Source organism: Salibaculum sp. (genome assembly GCF_035270045.1).
Lineage (GTDB): Bacteria > Pseudomonadota > Alphaproteobacteria > Rhodobacterales > Rhodobacteraceae > Salibaculum.
In genome coordinates, this window is record NZ_DATFIP010000039.1 from 14,918 (window position 1) to 36,095 (window position 21,178).

A 21,178-nucleotide genomic window follows, 5' to 3' on the forward strand; every position below is an offset into this window, starting at 1 on the left:
ATGGCCTCCCTGTAGTTGGTTCCCAGATCGGCGCACCCGCCCTCAGGCGTGGCGCACCAGGAATACGCTGATGTCGGTATGGCGCGCCAGTTCACCGCCGTGGGACGGCAGGAACATGTCGGCCATGTTCGGCAGATGCGTCGCCATGACCACCAGATCCGCGCCCAGTGCGTCGCACGCCTTGATCAGGTGATCGTCCAGATCTACGGCCGGATCGTGGCTGAACACCGCGTGGGAGTCGGTGGTGGAGCCGTGAAGCTCGGCCTGGGCCGCGGCAAGCTTGGCAAGTTTCTCGCGGTATTCCTCGGGGGTGCGCGCAATCGACCCCGGCGTGCTGGCCGTGACGCCGACAAAGGTCACCTTGGCGCTGTAGTGCTTGGCCAGATCAGCGGCCACTGTCATCGCCCGGTCCAGCTTGTCGGCATGGCCCAGGTCGACAGGCATCATGATATGTTTGAACATGTTCCCTCCTGTCCGGTCTGTCCGGGGCCGCTAAAACGCTGCAAACGCCCGGGTTCGACTCTTTTCTCAGGGGACTGGACAGCCTCAGCGCCACCCTTCCCTGCGGCAAAGCGTAACAGCCCTTGAATTGAGAAGACAAGCAGTTGAGGCGAACGGCGGTCGGAAAACGACTCTCCTGCGCCGCGACCGACCCGGAGGGGCCAACACCCGCGGCCTCAGCCGCGTCCGGCAAAGTCCTTCTTGCAGGTTTTGGGCGGTCCGTCGGCAGCGGTGTATCCGGTCGCCCCGCAGGTGTCGCAGCGGTATTCGCGCAATCGCCCGCGGGCCTCGCCCGTGGCCAGCCAGACACACTTGGGCGCATCGAGACCGGCTTCGGCCTGGGCACGCCGATGGGACCACCACAGGAAGGCGATCACCGCGACGAGAATGGCAAGCATCAGCGTCATGTCATTGCGCCTCCGGCATCATGGCGAGGTCGGTCGGCCCCGGGTCATGTCCGGCAGCGGTCAGCATGGCGTGGACCTGGCCGCGATGGTGGGCCTGATGGTTGAACATATGCATCACGCAGAGCGCAACCGGCCGGCGCATCTCGGCCTGCACTGCCCCCGAAAACCACGTCAGCTCGCCCACCAGGTCGATGGCGTCCAGCGCAAGCGCCCATTCCCGGATGCGCCCGTCCACCAGGAACCGCATCCGCGCCCATTCGCGCGCGTCGGGCGCCAGGCCCGGGCTGTCGGCGAGCGTAATCCCGGGTCCGTCACGCCCGTCCAGCCGCGACATCCACATCAGGTCCGCCCAGAGCAGGTGATTGAGCGTGCCGAGGATCGACCCGAAGAAGGCGCCGCGCCCGGCGGTCAGGTCATCGGCGGACATCTGTTCCACCACCTCGGTGACGGCCTTGTTCTGCCACCGGTTGTAGCGTGCCATGATACGGCAATAGTCAGGCGTGATCATCACCTGTGCGAGTCCTCGTGCAGGGGCCGAAATGACCCAACTGCCCTGAAAACTGGCAGAGCGGCGGCCCAGCGGCAAGCCCCAGCCGCCGTGCCGGGCTTTGCCCCTTGCTTGACGCCTGCGTGGAAACTAGCGTCTGCGAACTTGACTCAATGGGAGACCGGAATGTCCGTCAAAACATACCTCTGCGCGGCCTCCGCCGCTGCCATCGCCACCGCCGCCTCGGCCCAGGACCCCGACCTTCTTGTGTTCGACTGGTCCGGTTACGAGGAGGAAGGGTTTTACCAGGACTACATCGACACCTACGGGACAGCCCCCGAATTCGCCTTTTTCGGCGAAGAGGAAGAAGCCTTTCAGAAACTGCGCTCGGGGTTTCGCGCCGACGTTTCGCGGCCATGCCCGCATTCGGTGCAGAAATGGCGTGACGCCGGCCTGATCGAGCCATGGGATATCAGCGAGATCCCGACGTATGCCACCGTGGCCGCTGAATTCCGCAACGATCCCGTCTTCACCGATGGCGACGACGTCTACTTCATTCCCGCCGACCAGGGCGCCACGGCGCTGCTCTACAACACCGAGGAGGTAGGCGCCGAGGACGCAGAAAGCCTGCAGATTTTCACCGATCCCGCCTATGCCGGGCGCACTTCGCTGCCCGACAACGTGGATGACAGTTTCGCGCTGGCCTACCTTGCGACCGGCACCACGGACTGGACCGAGGCCACGCAGGCGGATTTCGAGCGCGCCGCGGACTGGCTCCGAGAGGCCCATGCCAACGTCCGCACCTACTGGACCGACGGCGCCGAACTGAACCAGTTGATGGCCACCGGCGAAGTTACCGTGGCCTGGTCCTGGAACGAAAGCTTCGTCGGCCTGGCCGACGAGGGCCACCCGGTCTCCTTCAACCGCGAGGCCGAGGAAGGCTCCTCGCAGTGGTTCTGCGGCTTCGTGAACCTGGTCGACGGTCCCGGATCGGAAGAGCAGGCGCATGACTTCGTCGAGGCCTGGCTGCAACCGTCGTCGGCCCAGTACATGGTCAGCGAATGGGGCTATGCCCACGCAAACACCGACGCCATGGCCAGCTTTGACGCGGACACGCTGGAGGCTGTCGGCATGGGTCAGCCCGACGCGCCGGTGCTGGCCCAGCGGCCGATGGATATCGCGCTGCGCGAGCAGATGATCGAGACTTTCGAACGGATCAAGGCCGGATTCTGAAACCCGTGAATGCCGGATGAAGGGGCGGTCCTTCGGGGCCGCCCTTTTTGTCTGCCCCTCAAGGGCTAGACTACTGTATCAAAGGAGATGACGCATGCCCTTGATTGACATCCTGATTGCCCTCCTCACGATCGTCTTCGGCAGCTTCGGCTTGCTGGCCCCGCGCTACACCGCCGGCGCGCTCGACATGGCACCGACCCACAGCACCATGGGCCTGAGCGAACTGCGCGCGGGGTCCGGCGGGCTTTTCGTGGCGCTGGGGCTTTGGTGCCTTGTTGCCGGGGCGCCGGCCTACTTCGCGCTCGGGATCGCCTACCTGGGCGCCGGGGCGGGCCGGGCGCTGTCGATCCTCATGGACCGTCCACCGTTGAAAAAGGTGCTGATCTTTCTGGCATTCGAATGGCCTCCCGCGGCCTGGCTGCTCTGGGCACACTGGCCCTGATCGCCCTTGAAATCGCCGACCACCGAGCGCATATTCGGGGCGTCCTTCGGGACTATGGACATAAACGCGCTCGTAATAAGCGGATCGGACCCGGGGGCGGTACCCGGCGGCTCCACCAGATACCCTCGTTGGGGGACCATGGGGCCGAAACAGGATCGACGAACGTCTAAAGGGGTTAGCTTTGTCCCGGTGAGATACCACCGTTATCGGTTCACCAAAGCATAATTGCCAACGACAATCGTGCTCCGGTCGCCGTTGCCGCCTAAGCGGTAACGAGACCGAAACTTCAAGCCCAGCCCTCTAGCAAGGTCTGGCGGGGTTCGCAGGCACCTGGCAACAGAAGCCTGCACTTTCCCTTCTCTTCCCTGTCGGCCAAACTGGTTGGATGAAAGCCTCGCTCGTTTCCCTGTTCCTGTGCCTCGCACAGCCGCTATCGGCCTGCGAAACCGCGCTAATGCTGACCATGGATGTCTCCAATTCCATCGACGTGGCCGAATACCGGCTCCAGGTCGACGGGCTGGCCGATGCCCTGCTCGACCGCGAGGTCATGGACGTGATCGTCCGGGGCCAATCCGCGCTGGCCGTGATGCAATGGTCCGGCGAAGGCCGACAGGCGGTATCGATCCCCTGGACCCGGCTGCGCAGTCGGACCGATGTTCGCGCCTTCGCCGCCCAAGCCCGGGCCATGCCGCGGGCTTTCGTGCTGTCGGACACCGCCCCCGGCGAGGCCCTGACCTTTGCCCTGCGCCAGTTCGACAGCGCCCCGCTTTGCGAGCGCCGCGTCATCGACGTCTCGGGCGATGGCACGCCCAACGCTGGCGGCGACACCCGACCCGCCGTGCGCGCCGCAGAACGCGCCGGGGTCACGATAAACGGCATCGCCATCGAGAGCATGGGGCTGGCAATCACGAATTTCTACCGGGGCGCCGTCATCACCCGCGACGGCTTCGTCATCACCGCGCGGCGGCACCGCGATTATCCCCGCGCCATCCGCGAGAAACTGTTGCGCGAACTCAGCCGCATCCTTGGCTAGAGCGGCAACGCCACGGTCGACTTGATCTCTTCCATGGATAAGAGCGCGGTGACGTTGTGCACCCGCACCTCGGAAATCAGCGCCTGGTAGAAGGCGTCGTAGGCGCGGGCGTTCTTCACACGCACCTTCAGGATATAGTCGATGTCGCCCGCCAGCCGGTGCGCCTCTTGCACCTCGGGGCGGTCCCGCAGGGCCTGGAGGAATTTCGCCTGCCAATCGGCCTCGTGTTCACTGGTCCGGATCAGGACGAAGAAGCAGGCCTCGAAGCCCAGGGCCTCGGCATCGAGCAGCACAGTCTGCTGGCCGATGATCCCGGCCTCGCGCATCTTGCGAATCCGGTTCCAGACGGGCGTCTTGGACGACCCCACTTGGCGGGCGATCTCGTCCAGCGACTGGCCGGCGTCGCGTTGCAGCTCTTCAAGGATCTTCCGATCGAGCGCATCTATCCGGACCGGCATTTCACCCCCCTTCTCGAATATGAACGTCTGTTTTCAATTTTGGCCTACATGAAACAAATGGTCCTTTTTGGCAAGACTAACTCAAATATCTTGGAAAAATTTTCTATCCTGCCGGCAGAAACCGGAGGCAACGATGCAGCATTTCCCCATCTTCCTGAACCTGGACGGCCGCCGCGTTGTTCTGTCCGGCGGCGGCGAGGTGGCGCTCGCCAAGCTGCGCCTGCTGCTCAAGACGACAGCACGGATCACCGTTTTCGCGGCGGCCCCGGCGCCCGAAATCGAGGATTGGGCGGCGCGCGGCCTGCTGACCCTTCACCGCCGCGCGATGCTGCCCGGTGATGCGCTGTGCGCCGCCCTTGTTTATGCGGCCGACGAGGAGGCCGCGCTGGACGCGCAGACCGCCCGCATCGGCCGCGCCGAGGGGGCGCTGGTCAATATCGTGGACAACCTGGCCGACAGCGCCTTCATCACCCCCGCCATCGTCGATCGTGACCCTGTCACCGTTGCCATCGGCACCGAGGGGGCGGCCCCTGTACTGGCCCGCCGGATCAAGGCGGATCTCGAGGCGCGCCTGCCCGCGACGCTTGGCTCTCTCGCCCGCATCGGCAAGGGCTTTCGCAAGATGGCCGAGAATCTGCCCTTCGGCCGCGCGCGGCGCGCTTTCTGGGCCGACTACTATTTCAACGCCGGCCCGCGCGCGATGGATCAGGGCGGTGAATCGGCAGCGGGATCGGCGCTGGACGACCTGCTGGCACGGCACCTGTCGGGCGATCCAGCGCGGGGCCGTGTGGATTTCGTCGGCGCCGGGCCGGGCGACCCCGAGCTTCTGACGCTCAAGGCGCGCAAGGCGCTGGATGCCGCCGACGTGGTGATCCACGATCGGCTGGTCGGCCCCGGCGTGCTGGAACTGGCCCGGCGCGAGGCGCAGATGATCGACGCAGGCAAACATGGTTTTGGCCAGGCCATGGGGCAGGATGACATCAACGCCCTGATCGTGGCCCATGCCCGGGCCGGGGCGCATGTCGTGCGGCTCAAGGGCGGCGATCCGACGGTTTTCGGCCGTCTGGACGAGGAAATCAAGGCAGTCACTGCCCATCAACTGCCCCATGCAATCATCCCAGGCATCACCGCCGCCGCCGCAGCCAGTGCCAGCCTGGGCCGATCCCTGACCAAGCGCGGTCGCAACAGCCAGGTCCGGTTCCTGACCGGCCATGACACCAAGGGCTTCGCCGATCATGATTGGCGCGCGCTGGCCGTTCCGGGCGCCGTTGCGGCGATCTACATGGGAAAGCGTGCTGCGCGCTTCATCCAGGGCCGCTTGCTGATGCACGGGGGCGCGCCCGACACGCCGGTGACAGTGGTCGAGAACGCGTCATGCCCCGGTCAGCGCACGCTTGAAACAACGCTGGGCCGGATGGAACCGGACATGGAGCAGGCCGCGCTGAACGGTCCAGCAATGACCTTCATCGGGCTGGCGCCGCGCCGCGCGCAGGCCGCCCTGCCCGACACCCCCCAGGCACAGGAGACGTTCTGACATGCCCCGCCCCTTTACCCCCAAGGTCGTGACCGCGAACCGACTGCTGGAAGGCGACGCGGTCTGGCGGACCGAAACCGGAGAGTGGTCGCCGGACCTGGCAAAGGCCGAACTGATCGAAGACGCCGCCACGGCCGAACTGCGCCTGCTGGAGGCGGCCGCCGAGGCGCACCTCGTCGTGGGAGCCTACCTGGCCGACGCCACCGCGGGCAAGCGCGGTCTTGTCCCCGCCCATTTCCGCGAAGCGTTCCGCACGCGCGGGCCGTCCAACTACACCCACGGCAAACAGGAAAAGGCGTAATGTATCACTATAACACCTTCGACGAAGCCTTTGTTCAAAAACGCGTTTCCCAGTTTCGCGCCCAGGTGGAACGCCGTATCGACGGGTCGCTTACGGAGGAGGAATTCAAGCCGCTGCGCCTGATGAACGGGCTCTACCTGCAACTGCATGCCTACATGCTTCGCATCGCCATCCCCTATGGCACGCTCAACAGCACACAGATGCGGCAACTGGCCCATATCGCCGACCGTTGGGACAAGGGGTATGGTCACTTCACCACGCGGCAGAACATCCAGTTCAACTGGCCGAAACTGCGCGACGTGCCCGACATTCTTGAGGCGCTGGCCGATGTCGGCATGCACGCCATCCAGACCAGCGGCAACACGATCCGCAATGTCACCGCCGACCATTTCGCCGGGGCCGCGGCGGATGAAATCGCCGACCCCCGCCCGGTTGCCGAACTTCTTCGGCAATGGTCCACGGATCACCCTCAGTTCCAGTTCCTGCCACGCAAGTTCAAGATCGCGGTATCGGGGAGCGGCCATGACCGCGCCGTCACTCGCGCGCACGACATCGGACTGGAGACCGTCGAGCGGGACAACGAGATCGGTTATCGGGTGATCGTCGGCGGTGGTTTGGGCCGGACGCCGATGATCGGCAAGGTCCTGCGCGAGTTCCTGCCGCAAGAGGACCTTTTGCCCTACACCGAGGCCGTGGTCAGCACCTGGAACCTGCTGGGACGGCGCGACAACAAGTACAAGTCGCGGATCAAGATCACCGTGCATGAACATGGCATCGAAGAGATCAGCCGCCTTGTGGAAGAAGAATTCGAACATATAAGGCCCGGTTTTGGCGGTCCGAATTGGCAATTATTATCACAAATCGAACATAGCTTTGCTAGGCCCAACCTAGAGACCAGACCTGCCAAGGCTCATGAAAGGGCCTGTGCCGGCGACAGGGTCTACCGCGCCTGGGCGGATACCAACCTGACCGCGCACCGGCGGCCCGACCATGCCATCGTCACGGTCTCGCTCAAGAAACAGGGGGCAACGCCGGGCGACGCGACGGCCGGCCAGATGCGCGTGCTGGCCGATCTTGCGGAACGCTACGGCCATGACGAATTGCGCGTCAGCCATGAACAGAACGTCATCCTGCCGCATGTCGCCAAAGCCGACCTGCCCGCGGTCCATGCGGCTTTGAAACAGGCGGAGCTGGCCACGCCCAACGTCGGGCTCGTCTCGGATATCATCGCCTGCCCCGGCATGGATTACTGCGCCCTGGCCACGGCCCGGTCGATCCCCATCGCGCAGCAGATCGCCACGCGGTTCGACGAACTCAAGGTCGAACACGATGTCGGCCCGCTCAAGATCAAGATCTCTGGCTGCATCAATGCCTGCGGCCATCACCACGTGGGCCACATCGGCATCCTGGGCCTCGATCGCGCAGGAATGGAGAGTTACCAGGTCACGCTTGGCGGCGACCACACGGAAACGGCGGCGATCGGTGAACGCGCCGGGCCGGGCTTTTCGGCCGACGAGATCATCCCGGCCATCGAACGGCTGGTGCTGGGATACCTCGACCTGCGCGCCGGCCCCGACGAGACCTTCCTGCAGGCCTACCGCCGCCTTGGTCCGGCCCCTTTCAAGGCGCTCCTCTATCCCAAGGATGGCGCCGATGCCACTTGAGGACCGCGCCGCAACCCTGAACCGGCGCTTTCGCAACCAGTCCGCCACGTCCGTCATGGACCATGCGCTGACCCGGCTGGGCCACATCGCGCTGGTCAGTTCCTTTGGCGCGGAATCCGTCGTGCTCCTGCACATGGCGGCGGTGATCGACCGAAACGTACCGGTGCTGTTCATCGACACCGAGATGCTGTTCGCGGAAACGCTTGTATACCAGCAGGACGTGGCCGAACGGCTGCGGCTGCAAAACGTTCGCGTGATCCGCGCCGACCGCGCCCGCCTGTTCGAGGCCGACACCGAGAACCTGCTGCACCTGCACGATCCCGACGCCTGCTGCGCCCTGCGCAAGACCGAGCCGTTGCAGGACGCGCTGCGCGGTTTCGACGGCTGGATTACCGGGCGCAAACGCTACCAGGGCGGGAAACGTGCGGCGCTGGATTTCTTCGAGGTCGACCGCCCCGCGGATGCGGTGCCGCGGATCAAGGTGAACCCGCTGGCCCATTGGACCACCGCCGACCTGCGCGATTACATGGCCGAGAATCGGCTACCGCGCCATCCGCTGGTGTCGAAGGGCTATCCGTCCATCGGCTGCGCCCCCTGCACCCATCCCGTCGCCCCGGGCGAGAATGCGCGCGCGGGCCGCTGGAAGGGTCAGGACAAGGATGAATGCGGCATCCATTTCGTGGATGGCAAACCGGTCCGCTCTGCGGCCGGGTGAATGGAAAGGACCATGAGCGTGATCGTGACAGACGCGGGCTTTGCGCCCGACGACCGGACCGGCAGCTTCGTGCCGCTGGCGGACTGGTCCGCCAATGATTGCACCGTCGGGCTGGACCTGCCCCCCGACACCGACCCGGCCCGGTTGGCCGACCTGCTGGCCGCCCCGGTGATCCGCATCGCCTTTCCCGGCTTCTCGGACGGGCGCGGCTTCACCCTGGCCGTCCGGCTGCGACGACTGGGCTACGCCGGCCGGTTGCGCGCAGCGGGCCATGTCATTGCCGACCAGTACGCCATGGCGCGGCGATCCGGTTTCGACGAGGTGGAAATCGACGCCGACCTGGCCGCGCGCCAACCCGAGGAACAGTGGCTGGCCCGCGCCGATTGGCGCGCCCATGACTACCAGGCGCGGCTGCGCACCGCGATGTCGTGAAAACCGGTGTCCCTGGCACACCTTTAAATGACACAGATCAACGACTAGAAGGGAGAGGGGCATGGATACATGCCTCGATGCAAGAATGACAGAGATGACACCCGTGACCGAAGCTGCCACCCTCAAGGCCACCCGCGACCTTCCCGACGCCCAGACGGTGAAGGAGGTGCGCCACTACACCGACCGCCTGTTTTCCTTCAAGGTGACGCGGCCGCAATCCTTGCGTTTTCGCTCGGGAGAATTCGTGATGATCGGCCTGATGGGCGATCCGGACCCGGAGACGGGCAAACAGAAACCGCTGCTGCGCGCCTATTCCATCGCCTCGCCGTCCTGGGATGACGAGCTGGAGTTCTACTCGATCAAGGTGCCCGACGGGCCGCTGACCAGCAAGTTGCAGCACATCGAACCGGGCGACCGGATCATCCTGCGCCCCAAGCCCGTGGGCACGCTGGTCCATGACGCGCTGCTGCCGGGCAAGCGCATCTGGTTCTTTGCCACCGGCACGGGCTTTGCGCCCTTCGCCTCGCTGCTGCGCGATCCGCAGACCTACGAAGATTACGACCAGGTCTTCATCACCCATACCTGCCGGGAAGCGGGTGAGCTGACCTATGGCGCGGAATTGATCGAGAGCATTCGCAAGGACGAGTTGCTGGCCGAACTGATGGGCGCGGACTTCGCCGACAAGATCCACTATTATCCCACGACCACCCGCGAGGACAGCCCCCGGATGGGCCGCATCACCGACCTGATGCGCTCGGGCGCGGCCTTTGACGAACTGGGTGTGCCGCCGCTGTCGCCCGAAACCGACCGGGCGATGATCTGCGGCAACCTTGACTTCAACCTAGAGCTCAAGGCGATGCTCGAGGACTACGGGCTGGAAGAGGGCGCCAATTCCAAGCCGGCCCATTACGTGGTGGAAAAGGCCTTTCTCGACTGACCGGCGGCCGTCCCCTTAGGGCCGGCGTGCCGTCCAGTCGCTTGACCGCTCGAAAAGCGGCCGGAAATAGGCCGTGAGCCGCGGGTCAAGGCCTCCGCCCGCCCAGGGCGCAATGCCATGCACGGCCAAGCGGTGGACCAGCACCGCGTCGCCCGGGCGCAGCGGAACCGGCACCTTGGCACAGCGCTCGAAAACCTCTGCGCGGGCGGCCTTGTAGGCCTCGGTCACGTCGTCGCCAAGTTCGGCCCCGGCAAGGGCTCTGCGAATGATCTCGTGGCTGCCTTCCCAGACGACCAGCGGGCTGTCCTCGACATCCGTCAGGCCGATCCCCAGGACGAAGGCATGTGGTTCGCGCAGGACGCGCCGCCCGTCCTGAAGGTGCAACCCGTCCACATGGGCCCCGCAGCGGATGCGGCGAAAGCGGTGGGCGGCCTCGCTTTCGGAGTCGTCGCGCCCGGGATAACCGGGATAGATCGCCGAAAGCTGCGCCCGGTGCCAGCGCCCGGGCCAGATGCCGCGAAGGTCCCGCGGCATCGGCACGCCGCCAAGGCCGCCATCGGGATCGTTCGCAAGGGCCTCGACGCCGACGAACCAGGTGCCGCCATGGCGCAACCAGCGATCGCGCAGCGCCTGGTCATCGAGCGCGATCTCGGCCACCGACCGGGCCGCATCCGCCCAGGCCCGCAGACCCGGCACCGCGCGCAGGACCTTGTATCCCCGTCCATCCACCATCACAGGCCCTGAAGCAGCATGTTGAGCGCCACCACCATGAGGAAAGCCCCGAAGACCCGCTTGAGCGGTTTCGGGTCCAGCCGGTGTGCCAGAGCTGCCCCCCAGGGCGCGGTGATCAGCGTCATGGCAATGACCAGCGCGAAGGCCGCCAGGTTCACCGCCCCCAGCGAGAGCGGCGGTGCCACCGCCATGTCCACCAGCAAAAAGCCCAGCACCGCCGGCACGGCGATGATCGCCCCGAAGCCGGCGGCGGTGGCCACGGCCCTGTGCACGGGCCGGCCGTAGAGCGTCATGACCGGCACGCCGAAGCTGCCGCCCCCGATCCCCATCAGAACCGACAGCAGACCCATGAGCGGGGCCAGCAGCCATTTGACAGGCCCGGTCGGCATGGCCTGCCCGAGTTGCCAGGCGCTGCGTCCGAGCACCATGTAAAGCGCCACGGCAAGCGCCAGCCCGCCGAAGATGGCCTGCAACACCTCCGAGCGCAGTTGCGCGGCCACTGCCACGCCGATGGCGGCCCCCAGCGCAATACCCGGCCCCCAGCTGCGCAGGATATCCCAATCCACCGCGCCCTTGCGGTTGTGGCTGAGCACCGAGCGCGCCGAGGTCACGATGATCGTGGCCAGCGAGGTGGCCAGGCACATCTGCATCAGTTGCGGACTGTCATAGCCCAGCCCGGCAAAGACATGGTAGAAGGCGGGGACCAGCACGATACCGCCGCCGACGCCCAGCAGCCCAGCCAACACCCCGGCAAAGGCGCCGATGGCCAGCAGCATGGCGCCCATGCTGATCACAAGTGTCACGTCAGGCATGATCCGTCCCCCTTCCGGCCCCTCATGCCCGCCGGAGAGAGGGGCTGCAATCCCTCAGGCCGCCGCCTGCTCCATGGCCGCCAGCGCACGGTCCAGCACGTCCAGCCCGGCACCGTCTCGGTGGCCTTGTTCCGACAGCACCCGCCGCCATTGCCGCGCCCCCGGCAGGCCAGCGAAGAGCCCCAGCATGTGACGCGTGACCTGGGCCAGCTTGCCGCCCTCGGCCAGGTGAACGGCGATATGGGGGCGCATCCCCTCGACCACCGCGTGTCGATCCGGCCCCGCGGCCCCGCCAAAGATCGCACGATCGGTATCCAGCAGGATCTCGGCGGGCGTGTGATAGGCCGCGCGTCCGATCATTACCCCGTCGATTCCGCGCGCCAAGTGATCCTGCGCTGCCGCAAGCGAGGCAATGCCACCGTTCAACGAGAGGTGAAGATCGGGAAATTCCGTCTTCATCCGGTGGACCAGATCGTGGTCAAGCGGCGGAATATCGCGGTTCTCCTTGGGGGAAAGCCCTTGCAACCAGGCCTTGCGCGCATGGATCGCGACCCGCCGCACCCCCGCGGCCCGGATCCTTTCCAGAAAGTCCGGCAGCACCTCGTCGGGGTCCTGGTCATCCACGCCGATGCGGCATTTCACCGTCACCTCGGCGGGCTGGGCGGCGATCATCGCGGCACAGCACTCGGCCACCAGCGCCGGGCGCTCCATGAGCACCGCGCCGAAGAAGCCGGATTTGACCCGGTCGCTGGGGCAGCCGACATTCAGGTTGATCTCGCGGTAGCCCTCGTCCGCGCCCATGCGCGCGGCCTGTGCCAGTTCCGCGGGGTCCGAGCCCCCCAGTTGCAGCGCCACGGGCTGTTCGGCCGGGTCGAAACGCAGCAGATGCCGCGCCCCGCCACGAACCAGCGCGGGGGCGGTGACCATTTCGGTATAAAGCAGCGTCTCACGCGACATGAGCCGATGAAAGAACCGGCAGTGCCGATCGGTCCAGTCCATCATCGGGGCCACCGACAATCTAGCGTGTTGACTTATATTCATATTCATATCTTCAACCTGTCGGCGGCGCCCGCCGCTGCGCTGGACCACGCCCCAATATCCCCGATAGGTGCCCCTCGACGACGACACCTGGCATACCCGACGCAAACAAGAATGGCCCCGATCATCACACGCCGCCGGTGCATCCCGGGTCAGGCTCGGACGACAGGACCGCGAGGCGAGCGAGACGCTCCTTTGTCGCCCCTGTCCGGCACCATATAACCGATATGTACGCGGTAGCGAAACCGCCCCGGCGGAGCAAGGCTGCCGAACTGACCACGCGCAAGCGCGATCTGGGCACAGGACGGATCGGTCGCGTCCACCGCAGCGCAACCATGAGGATTTATGAAACAGGTCAACTCGGTCCCCCCGCGGACGTGGCACCTTTCCAACGTTTCCAAACCGCCCTGTCATGGTATCGGCCGGGGCGCGGGTTTCGTCTCGGGCGCGCGCCGCTCGCGGCGTCATGGTGAAAGCCGATAACGGGAAACGTCATCGACACGGCGCAGCCATTTGCACCGCCGCAAGGCGGCAGCACACGCTACCTGTCCGATCTTGCAAGACTCGCCGATGATCCCAAGCCTGACACTCTGGTGATCGAAGCCCTCTCAAGCGGCCTTGCGCTCAAGGGCAAAACGAGGATCTCTTGCAGCCCGCCGCCGGGGGCACGCATTTGCATGCTGTCAAATCGCAACCTGGTGCGGCCGCGTGATCCGGATGGCGGCTTCCGTTTTCCTTTCCTCTCCAGGATCACGGTGAACGTGCCCATTCATCAATCGGCACGCTTTCCAGGCCGGAATAGACGGAAAGTCCCGCTCACGGGCTCTGGGCTGTCCGGTCGCTCACAAGACGCACTCCCAGGTGGGCGGGCGGCATTCCAACGGCGCAGCCACCGCGGGCCGGATCACGGATGAGGAAGGACATCGCAGCGACATGCTCTCCGCCGACGAAATAGGCCGGGCACCGCGCGGGGTCGATACCCTGCGCCGCGCCCGCATAGCAATCCTGCGTCCATTCCCAGACGCTGCCATCAAGGTCCGAGATGCCGGCGGGCGAGGTCGAAAAACTACCCTGCGGCATCAGCGCGCGGGGTGCCAGGTCTTCGGTCAGGTAGGTCGAAGCCCATGCAAGCGACGGGTCCGTGAAGATCGGGACGGCATCTTCGTGCAGCACCGGACGAGCGATCTCGCGCCACTCCGCGGCGGTGGGCAGGCGGAAGTCCATCCCGGTCTCATTGTTGATCCAACCCAGATATTCCATCGCGTCGGCATGGCTGATCCCGGTGGCCGGGGTCAAGAGCGGGTCCTGATCGGGTCGCGCGCGCAGCCGCAGCGTGCAAGCGCCTCCGTCGTGGCAGCGATTCCATTCGGCGACGGTTACTTCATGTTTCTGGACATGAAGCTGCGCACCCGTCGACAGGGTGACGGGTCCGGCTGCCATAGTCGGCAGCAGCGCAAGGTCGTGATCGGCGCCACGGCAGGTCAGCGCGGCGCCGAGAAGGGCCGCCCCCACGGCGATCAGCACAGCCGGGATCAGGGCGAACCGGGCGGTGGGCCTTGCTTTCCGGGGGGCGGTCATGGTTCTGGTCCTTTCGGGTCAGGTGGCGAAGGGACGCGGGGCGACGACCTGTTCCATCAGGTCATTGTTCCAGTCCCCCTCGACGACGAAGTGAGCGGTCCCCCCGAGCATCGCGCCGATGATCAGGTTGTGGTTCACATAGGCATAGACGCCCGGCTGCTCGAAGGTATAAAGCGCCGCAGCCGCGCTGCCGCCGCGGACGAACCACGTTTCCATCCCGGTCAGCGGCGGGTCTGTGAAGGAACTTTCCCAGACGTAGTCCCCATGCCCGCCGATCAGGTGCGGACGACTGTCCACGTTGCACGAATTGTGCACCATCAGAACGGTTTCACCGACCTTGGCCTTCAACGCGTTCTCGCCCGTCAGGGCCCCTACCGCGCCGTTGAACACCTGGTGCGTCGGAACCAGCCCGCGCATGGCCTCAAGGCTGTCGGCATAGTCGTCGCCGGCGGCGTCATAGGTCTTGTAATCGCCGTTCTCGTCCATCGGCAGGTAGTAGTCCTGTTCCCCGAAATAGGCGATGCTGTCATAGCGCAGCGGGTTGCCCTGGGCATCCTTCAGACCGTCGCGCGGCAGCACAATGATGGCACCGTTCATGCCGTGGGTGACGTGATAGGGGATCATGGCCCCGCCAGGCGCGCAGTGATAGGTAAAGCAGCCGGGCTTGGTCGCCTTCCAGCGCAGCACGGCCTCCTCGCCGGGGTAGACTTGGGTCAGCCCGCCGCCGCCAAGGGCACCCGTGGAGGCGTGGAAGTCGATATTGTGCTCCATCATGCTGTCATGCGGGTTGCGCAGGGTCAGCTCGACCATGTTGCCTTCGTGCACGATGATGAGCGGGCCGGGAACCGAACCGTTGTAGGTCAGCGCCCAGACCGATGCGCCGGTATCCTCGTCCACGACCATGAGCCGCTCGGTGGTGTCCATCGTGATCTCGACGATCTTGGGCTCTCCTGTCGCGACCTGTTCATGTTCGGGCGCGAAGGGGGGCGCGACCAGCTCCTGCTTGACGCGGGTATAGCCCGAAAGATCGGCGGGTTTCGCCGTGCTGTCGGCGGTCTGCTCACCGGCGGCCTTGTAGAGCCGCGCAGAGGTCGCATTGGCGCGGTCGAGCCGGGGCGCGCGCGGGCCGGTCAGGGCGGCCGTGCCTGTCATGGCAGCGGCGCCGGCAAGGACCGAGCCGCGCAGGACATTCCTGCGGCTTGTCTTTGAAAGGCCGGGGTTGATGAATTTGGTCATTGTTCCCTCCATGGGATTGGTCAGGACGGCGGGCGCATCCGCCCGCACGCCTCAAAAGGATCACAGGTTGTCGAGCTGGGCTTCGAACCGTTGCTTGGCTTTCGGCGGCACGCGGCCGGCCAGAAAGTCCTCGGGGGCGTCAACGTCGCCAACGGCGATTGTCATCACCATGCCCATGGCGAAGTGGGGCTTGCAGATGACGCCGTAGACGCCTTCCTCGGTCATCGTGACCTCGATTTCCTCGTTGATGCGCCCGGTAAAGCCTTCAGCGCCTTCGGGGATCATCCCGTCGTTGGTTTCGGCATTGTGGCCGGGGTTGGTGGCGATGAACTTGATGGTGTCGCCTGGCTCGGCCTGCACGAATGCCGGCTCGAAAACCATGCGTTCGCCGTCCGTGCCCATGTTGAGCATCTGGACTTCGAAGGTTTCTGCGACAGCGGCACCGCCCATCAGGGCGGCGAATGCCAAGCCGGTAGCGAATGTTCGGATCATCGGTGTTTTCCTTTCAGATCATCGTTGCGATTGAGGGAATACTACCGGGTGCGGTCGGACCGATGTTGCGCTGGCACAAACTTTCGGCACGAACGGGCCGAAAGCCACGTTGGTTTCGCCGGGCGATCTGTGGCAAACGGTGCCCATGTCTGATGGACCCATGCGAAAAACGCTGCCGCGACTCGACGAGAGCCTGCTGACGCATCTGCCGCCGTTCTCGCGCCTCGAGACCCGGCAGATCCGCACGATCCTGGATCAGGCGTCCGCGCGGCGCTATGAAGAAGGCGTCGCGATCTTCGAAGAAGGCCATCCGGCAGAGCGATTCTACATGCTGCTGGACGGATACGTCCGTGTCGTCCGGACGTCGCCGACCGGCGAACAGATCACCGCATTGCACATTCCCGCCGGGCAGTTGATGGGCATCGCCAAAGCCATCGGGCGCGACACATACCCGGCGACCGCCGTTGCCGCGTCCGAGTCCATCGCGCTGAGCTGGCCCATGCGGCTTTGGGATACCTTCGTCGCCGAATACGACGGGTTCGCCACAGAGACCTACAAGACGCTCGGCAACAGGCTTGCCGAAGTGCACAGTCACGTCATGGAAATGGCCACGCAGCAGGTCGAACAACGGGTAGCCAACGCCTTGCTGCGCCTGATCAACCAGACCGGCCGCAAGGTCGAGAACGGCATCGAGATCGACTTTCCGATCACGCGCCAAGACCTTTCGGAGCTGACGGCCACGACGCTGCATACCGTCAGCCGGGTGCTCAGCGGCTGGGAAAAGCGCGGCCTTGTCGAAAGCCGGCGCAAGCGCATCACCGTGCGCGACCCCCATGCCCTGATGGTTCTCGGCCAGGGATGACGGCCATCAGGCCAAACCGGCGGCCCGCATCAGCTCCCCCAGGAACAGCTCTTCATCCATGTGATAGGCCGCACAGGCATCGGTCACAGTGTGGACCGGGCTGACGAGGCATCCCACGCACAGCATCCTGTAGCGCATGAAAACGTGGATGGTCTGCGGCCATTCACTCATCAGATCGGCCAGCGGAAGGTCCGGGTCGTCAATGCGGATACGCGCCATCGGGAACCTCCTTTCGGGATCACCCTAGGCGCGCCATCGCGCCGAACTTTGCGTTGGCACAAACTCCGGGCCTGCTCGCGGGGCTAAAAACGGGCATCCCGCACTCAAGGAGGCCGGAACATGGCTGAATTCCTGACCAAATCCCGGGCGCGCAACATCCTCCATGGGGGGCTCGACCTTCTACGGCGCACTGTTCTTGGGTCGGGGCAGCGGGCCGATCGTGGCCAACGCGGGGCCCATCGGGCCGGGCTGCGTGATAGGGACAGCGGCGACCTGATATTTCCCCCTCCCCTTCGGACAGTCATGGACCAGGCAGACCCGGGGCCCGCCCCTGCAGGAGACCGAGGATGACAAGCACATCGGCAGAGCAAATGCGCGCCTGGCGGGGGCCGGCGCTCTTCAGCTTCGGGTTCCGGCCCTTTTTCCTGTTCGGCGCGGCCTGGGCCATGGTGGCGATGCTGCTTTGGTTGCCGGCCCTGGCGGGGGCACTTAGCCTGCCGAGCCGGTTCGACCCGGTCTCCTGGCATGCCCACGAGTTCCTTTTCGGCTATCTCGGCGCGGTTCTTGCCGGATTCCTTCTTACGGCCGTTCCGAACTGGACCGGCCGTTTGCCGATTGTCGGCTGGCGCCTGGCCGCGCTCTTTGCGCTGTGGGTGGCAGGCCGGTTCGCTGTGCTGTTCTCGGCGCTGGTCCCGCCCCCCATCGCACCGGTCCTGGACCTGGCGTTTCCCGTGGTGCTTGGCGGCCTGATCCTGCGCGAGATCTTGGCCGGTCAGAACTGGCGCAACCTGATCGTCTTGGCGCTGCTGGTGGTTTTCACGCTGGCCAATGCCCTGTTCCATGCCGAGGCCATGACGGGCGGTTATCCGGCGCAGGGCGTCGGTCTGCGTCTTGGCCTTGCAACGGCCGTGATGATGATCGCGGTGGTCGGCGGCCGGATCGTGCCGTCCTTCACCCGCAACTGGTTGGTCAAGGCCAACCGGCCCGCACGTCCCGCGCCACCGATGCAGCGGTTCGACAAGCTGGTCCTGTTGGTCACCATGGCCGTGCTCGCGGCCTGGGTCTATCGACCGTTCGCCCCCCAGACCGGGGTGGCCTTGATCGCCACCGGGGTGCTGCACCTGGCACGTCAGGGCCGCTGGCAACCGCACCGAACGCTGCGCGAGCCGCTGCTCTGGGTCCTGCATGCCGCCTACCTGTTCATTCCTGCGGGCGCGCTTGCCCTTGGGGTGGCTTCGATCACCGTCGCAGCCGATGCCGCATCGGCGCAGCACCTGTGGATGACCGGTGCGATCGGTGCGATGACCATGGCCGTGATGACCCGGGCCAGCCTTGGCCATACCGGCCAGGCGCTGGCCGCGTCCCGGGCGACCGTAGTGATCTACATTTGCCTGTTCGGTGCGGTCCTGGCACGGCTCCTGTCGCCTGCGCATAGTGCCATGAGCCACGTGTCCGGGATGCTGTGGCTTGTCGCCTTCGCGGGATTCGTGGCGGCCTACGGCCCGTCGCTACTGCGCCCGAAACTGGGGAAATAACCATGGGATGGCCCGGTTTCGCCGCTGTCTTCGCGAGCTTTTTCCTGACGCACTCGATCCCGGTGCGCCCGGCGGTCAAGGCGCGGCTGGTCGCCGTGCTCGGCGCGCGCGGTTTCGGGTTGGCCTACTCGGCCCTATCGCTGGCGATGTTGACGGCCCTGATCCGGGCAGCGGGCTCGGCGCCCCACCTCACGCTTTGGTATCAGGCGGGCTGGCACCGCCCTGTCGCGCATCTGGGTATGCTGGCAGTGTGCCTGATCCTGGCGCTCTCCATCGCGCGGCCCAATCCATTTTCCTTCGGCGGGTCGGGGAACGACACCTTCGACCCTGACCGCGCGGGCCTCGTGCGCTGGACCCGGCACCCGATCCTGCTGGCGCTGGCTCTCTGGGCCGGCGTGCACCTCTTGCCAAACGGCGATCTGGCCCATGTCATCCTGTTCGGTGTGCTGGGTGGATTTGCCATCGCCGGGCAAACGCTGATCGACAGGCGCAAGCGGCGGGACCTCGGCCCGGCACGCTGGGACACGCTCAATGCCGCGCGCAAGGCCGCCCCGCGTCTTCAACGGCCACGCTGCTGGCCAGAGGCGATCATGCGGTGCCTTGTCGGCCTTGTCGCATTCGTCGCCCTGATCCTCGCCCATCCACAGGCCATCGGCGTGGCCGTTATCTGACCGTTTCCGGCGGAGCCGCGGGCTCCCACGCGCTGATGAACGACTGCCAGTGCAAAGGTGACGAACAATACTGCTTACGGATCGTAAAATGCTTAATTTGGCCCGAATAATATTCTACCGATATGCAATTTCGTGTAAAGTGACGAGGCGATGAGATCAACGGGGGTTTTTCCATGGAACTACGACATTTGCGGTATTTCGTGGCGGTGGCTCAAGAAGAGCACATCACTCGCGCGGCCGCGAGATTGGGCATCCAGCAACCACCACTCAGCCAGCAGATCAAAGTTCTCGAGGAAGATCTCGGTGTGGACCTCTTTGATCGCCAGCCGCGCAAGATTCGGCTCAACGCGGCCGGCAAGGTCTTTCTTTCAGACGCACGACGTATACTTGGTTCGGTCGAAGAAGCCGTCGAACGCGTGCGAAACTTCAACCTTGGTCAAGAAGGCAACCTGCTTATCGGGTTGACCAGTTCCGCTTCCATGCACCCCATCACGATTGCCATCATTGAAGAGTTTCGCGCCCAGCATCCGCTTATTTCCCTCCAGATCGAGGAAGGGGCCAATCATGATCTTCTGGCTCTGCTGGAGGAAGAGAGGCTGGATTTCGCTTTCGTGCGTTTGGATGTGGAACGTTATCCGACAGTTGAACAGCACACACTCAGCCATGAGGGGATGGTCGTCGCAATCCCCGCTCGCCACCCGTTGGCCGCCGAGGAAGGCGTTCCGTTGCGTCTTGAAGAACTGTCGGACGTCAATTTCGTCATCTTCCGGCACGTGAACGGCTCCGGCATCCACGAAGAACTGATGTTGGCCTGCAAGAACGCCGGTTTCGCTCCAAAGGTCATGCACACCACCGAACGGGTCGTGTCTGCGATCAGTATGGTCGCCGCCTCGTTCGGCGTGGCGGTGGTGCCCGCCGCGATCCAGTCATTTCGCATGCCCAACGTCGTCTACCGCCCGGTCGCGGACTGCAATGATCTGACCGTTCCGCTCAATCTGGCCTATTTGCGCAGCAGATTTACCGAAGCCAAGCGGAAATTCAGGATGACCTGCAATGAAATCAATGACCCGGATGATGGCAGCGCCGCCTGACCCATTTCGGGTAGCCCGCGCACCGGTTATATAAAGAGGGCCGCGAAAAGCGGCCCACCATTGGTTCAATCGGCTCCTTGAAGTCCCGGATAGCGATCTCTGTGAGCCTTGAAAAGACCATGGCGCCGCTGGTCCATCCAGGAAAGCCGCGCGATGCGCTTCTGAAACTCCGTATCACGCGCCGCGGCGCACTCGGGCGAGGTCAGCGCATCATGGGACGCAAGATAGTGGATAGCCAGCCTGGTAGCGGGAACGGGCTCCGCCACGGGTAGGGAAAACCGCCTGACCGCCAGCCAGTCATCGCACTCCAGCAAAAGCGGAATGTGATCGTCTTCCATCCAGCGATCGAATTCCTCTTCATCGTCCTGCGGACCGTTGAACAACGCTTCAAAGATCAACGGGGCCGTGATCTCGGCCGTCGGTGCCAAGACCACATATACCGAGCCGGGATCACCATGGGCGACGGGCTGCTGCGAAAGCTTCGGCGCCCGGTGCCGTGACGAACTGTTGAACGGCGAAATCTTCTTCAGCCTGCGCGACGCCCAAATCATGATCGTTCAATGGCGTATCCGCTACAACACCGTCAGGCCGCACATCGCTCTGGGCTACCGACCGCATGCACCTGAAAGCATCGTTCCGATGGACCAGAGGCCGACGATGCACCAACAATCAAGCCGGACCACACGATGGAGGCACGCCTCCACGCCTGCAAGAAACGCGCAAAGGTCCAGCCCCGATCCCGCGACCGACGATCGTCACATCTTTCAT

At 64.9% G+C, this 21,178-nt stretch carries 25 protein-coding genes, 1 other RNA gene and 1 pseudogene; 15 read left to right on the plus strand and 12 right to left on the minus strand.

All coding sequences use genetic code 11. The features are described from left to right. Window positions 1–42 precede the first annotated feature (42 nt). The 3 genes from VJ897_RS06510 to VJ897_RS06520 form a co-directional block, all read right to left on the minus strand. Window positions 43–462: a universal stress protein gene (locus VJ897_RS06510; protein ID WP_324054370.1), complete on the minus strand. Its 420-nt coding sequence runs from the start codon at window positions 460–462 to the stop codon at window positions 43–45. Window positions 463–677: 215 nt separating this feature from the next. Continuing rightward, window positions 678–908 (minus strand): hypothetical protein, encoded by a 231-nt coding sequence (locus tag VJ897_RS06515; RefSeq protein WP_324054372.1) that lies wholly within the window; start codon window positions 906–908, stop codon window positions 678–680. A gap of 1 nt (window position 909) precedes the next feature. After that, window positions 910–1,416 (minus strand): DinB family protein, encoded by a 507-nt coding sequence (locus VJ897_RS06520; RefSeq protein WP_324054413.1) that lies wholly within the window; start codon window positions 1,414–1,416, stop codon window positions 910–912. 165 nt (window positions 1,417–1,581) lie between these two features. On the opposite strand from VJ897_RS06520, the gene VJ897_RS06525 reads away from it, so the two are divergent. From VJ897_RS06525 to VJ897_RS06540, 4 genes are all read left to right on the plus strand, one after another. After that, window positions 1,582–2,628, plus strand: a complete 1,047-nt coding sequence (locus VJ897_RS06525) for an extracellular solute-binding protein (RefSeq protein ID WP_324054374.1) — start codon at window positions 1,582–1,584, stop codon at window positions 2,626–2,628. A gap of 94 nt (window positions 2,629–2,722) precedes the next feature. Next, entirely contained in the window at window positions 2,723–3,070 is a 348-nt protein-coding gene (locus VJ897_RS06530; RefSeq protein WP_324054376.1) for a DUF4345 family protein, read from the plus strand. Window positions 3,071–3,072: 2 nt separating this feature from the next. Beyond that, window positions 3,073–3,421: a transfer-messenger RNA gene (gene ssrA / locus VJ897_RS06535) on the plus strand. 34 nt (window positions 3,422–3,455) lie between these two features. Beyond that, complete coding sequence (locus VJ897_RS06540; RefSeq protein WP_324054378.1) at window positions 3,456–4,103, plus strand: DUF1194 domain-containing protein; 648 nt, start codon at window positions 3,456–3,458, stop codon at window positions 4,101–4,103. Here the strand turns inward: VJ897_RS06540 and VJ897_RS06545 are convergent. After that, window positions 4,100–4,561 carry an Lrp/AsnC family transcriptional regulator gene (locus VJ897_RS06545; RefSeq protein ID WP_324054379.1) on the minus strand — a complete coding sequence of 154 codons (462 nt, stop codon included), beginning with the start codon at window positions 4,559–4,561 and terminating at the stop codon, window positions 4,100–4,102. The genes VJ897_RS06540 and VJ897_RS06545 overlap by 4 nt on opposite strands. A gap of 133 nt (window positions 4,562–4,694) precedes the next feature. Here VJ897_RS06545 and cysG point away from each other — a divergent pair, with 133 nt between their 5' ends. The 6 genes from cysG to VJ897_RS06575 all read left to right on the plus strand — a co-directional run bounded on the left by cysG (window position 4,695) and on the right by VJ897_RS06575 (window position 10,144). Then, the gene (gene cysG / locus VJ897_RS06550; protein WP_324054381.1) at window positions 4,695–6,095 is read left to right on the plus strand and encodes a siroheme synthase CysG; all 1,401 of its coding nucleotides are present in this window, start codon (window positions 4,695–4,697) and stop codon (window positions 6,093–6,095) included. A 1-nt stretch (window position 6,096) separates the two neighbouring features. Continuing rightward, window positions 6,097–6,396: a DUF2849 domain-containing protein gene (locus VJ897_RS06555; protein WP_324054383.1), complete on the plus strand. Its 300-nt coding sequence runs from the start codon at window positions 6,097–6,099 to the stop codon at window positions 6,394–6,396. Then, on the plus strand, window positions 6,396–8,060 hold the full coding sequence (locus VJ897_RS06560) for a nitrite/sulfite reductase (protein WP_324054385.1): 1,665 nt from the start codon (window positions 6,396–6,398) through the stop codon (window positions 8,058–8,060). Before VJ897_RS06555 ends, VJ897_RS06560 begins: the two co-directional genes overlap by 1 nt. Continuing rightward, on the plus strand, window positions 8,050–8,775 hold the full coding sequence (locus VJ897_RS06565; protein ID WP_324054387.1) for a phosphoadenylyl-sulfate reductase: 726 nt from the start codon (window positions 8,050–8,052) through the stop codon (window positions 8,773–8,775). The genes VJ897_RS06560 and VJ897_RS06565 overlap by 11 nt, the downstream gene beginning before the upstream one ends. A gap of 12 nt (window positions 8,776–8,787) precedes the next feature. Next, the gene (locus VJ897_RS06570) at window positions 8,788–9,207 is read left to right on the plus strand and encodes a DUF934 domain-containing protein (protein ID WP_324054389.1); all 420 of its coding nucleotides are present in this window, start codon (window positions 8,788–8,790) and stop codon (window positions 9,205–9,207) included. Window positions 9,208–9,292: 85 nt separating this feature from the next. After that, window positions 9,293–10,144, plus strand: a complete 852-nt coding sequence (locus tag VJ897_RS06575) for a ferredoxin--NADP reductase (protein WP_324054391.1) — start codon at window positions 9,293–9,295, stop codon at window positions 10,142–10,144. A 15-nt stretch (window positions 10,145–10,159) separates the two neighbouring features. Here VJ897_RS06575 and VJ897_RS06580 read toward each other — a convergent pair whose 3' ends face one another. The 6 genes from VJ897_RS06580 to VJ897_RS06605 all read right to left on the minus strand — a co-directional run bounded on the left by VJ897_RS06580 (window position 10,160) and on the right by VJ897_RS06605 (window position 16,032). Continuing rightward, a complete protein-coding gene (locus VJ897_RS06580; RefSeq protein WP_324054393.1) occupies window positions 10,160–10,876 on the minus strand; it encodes a 2OG-Fe(II) oxygenase family protein in 717 nt (238 codons plus the stop codon). Beyond that, window positions 10,876–11,688, minus strand: a complete 813-nt coding sequence (locus VJ897_RS06585; RefSeq protein WP_324054395.1) for a sulfite exporter TauE/SafE family protein — start codon at window positions 11,686–11,688, stop codon at window positions 10,876–10,878. Before VJ897_RS06585 ends, VJ897_RS06580 begins: the two co-directional genes overlap by 1 nt. Before the next feature lie 54 nt (window positions 11,689–11,742). After that, the gene (gene dusA / locus VJ897_RS06590) at window positions 11,743–12,735 is read right to left on the minus strand and encodes a tRNA dihydrouridine(20/20a) synthase DusA (protein WP_324054397.1); all 993 of its coding nucleotides are present in this window, start codon (window positions 12,733–12,735) and stop codon (window positions 11,743–11,745) included. 807 nt (window positions 12,736–13,542) lie between these two features. Then, the gene (locus tag VJ897_RS06595) at window positions 13,543–14,304 is read right to left on the minus strand and encodes a formylglycine-generating enzyme family protein (protein WP_324054399.1); all 762 of its coding nucleotides are present in this window, start codon (window positions 14,302–14,304) and stop codon (window positions 13,543–13,545) included. 18 nt (window positions 14,305–14,322) lie between these two features. Beyond that, on the minus strand, window positions 14,323–15,540 hold the full coding sequence (nirK, locus tag VJ897_RS06600; RefSeq protein WP_324054402.1) for a copper-containing nitrite reductase: 1,218 nt from the start codon (window positions 15,538–15,540) through the stop codon (window positions 14,323–14,325). A 60-nt stretch (window positions 15,541–15,600) separates the two neighbouring features. Beyond that, window positions 15,601–16,032, minus strand: a complete 432-nt coding sequence (locus VJ897_RS06605) for a pseudoazurin (protein WP_324054404.1) — start codon at window positions 16,030–16,032, stop codon at window positions 15,601–15,603. A 145-nt stretch (window positions 16,033–16,177) separates the two neighbouring features. Between VJ897_RS06605 and VJ897_RS06610 the strand changes: the two genes are divergently transcribed. Then, window positions 16,178–16,894 carry a Crp/Fnr family transcriptional regulator gene (locus VJ897_RS06610; RefSeq protein WP_414706688.1) on the plus strand — a complete coding sequence of 239 codons (717 nt, stop codon included), beginning with the start codon at window positions 16,178–16,180 and terminating at the stop codon, window positions 16,892–16,894. 6 nt (window positions 16,895–16,900) lie between these two features. Here VJ897_RS06610 and VJ897_RS06615 read toward each other — a convergent pair whose 3' ends face one another. Then, complete coding sequence (locus tag VJ897_RS06615; RefSeq protein ID WP_324054406.1) at window positions 16,901–17,113, minus strand: DUF1858 domain-containing protein; 213 nt, start codon at window positions 17,111–17,113, stop codon at window positions 16,901–16,903. 347 nt (window positions 17,114–17,460) lie between these two features. Between VJ897_RS06615 and VJ897_RS06620 the strand changes: the two genes are divergently transcribed. From VJ897_RS06620 to VJ897_RS06630, 3 genes are all read left to right on the plus strand, one after another. Next, window positions 17,461–18,648, plus strand: coding sequence for an NnrS family protein (locus VJ897_RS06620; RefSeq protein ID WP_324054407.1), 1,188 nt, complete (start codon window positions 17,461–17,463; stop codon window positions 18,646–18,648). Window positions 18,649–18,650: 2 nt separating this feature from the next. Next, window positions 18,651–19,319, plus strand: a complete 669-nt coding sequence (locus VJ897_RS06625; RefSeq protein ID WP_324054408.1) for an NnrU family protein — start codon at window positions 18,651–18,653, stop codon at window positions 19,317–19,319. 173 nt (window positions 19,320–19,492) lie between these two features. Beyond that, window positions 19,493–20,410 (plus strand): LysR family transcriptional regulator, encoded by a 918-nt coding sequence (locus VJ897_RS06630; RefSeq protein ID WP_324054410.1) that lies wholly within the window; start codon window positions 19,493–19,495, stop codon window positions 20,408–20,410. A gap of 65 nt (window positions 20,411–20,475) precedes the next feature. Here VJ897_RS06630 and VJ897_RS06635 read toward each other — a convergent pair whose 3' ends face one another. Next, a complete protein-coding gene (locus VJ897_RS06635; RefSeq protein WP_324054412.1) occupies window positions 20,476–20,808 on the minus strand; it encodes a hypothetical protein in 333 nt (110 codons plus the stop codon). Between the two features lie 10 nt (window positions 20,809–20,818). Between VJ897_RS06635 and VJ897_RS06640 the strand changes: the two are divergent. Next, a pseudogene (locus VJ897_RS06640) lies at window positions 20,819–21,049 on the plus strand (integrase core domain-containing protein); the annotation flags it as partial. Window positions 21,050–21,178: the final 129 nt, after the last annotated feature.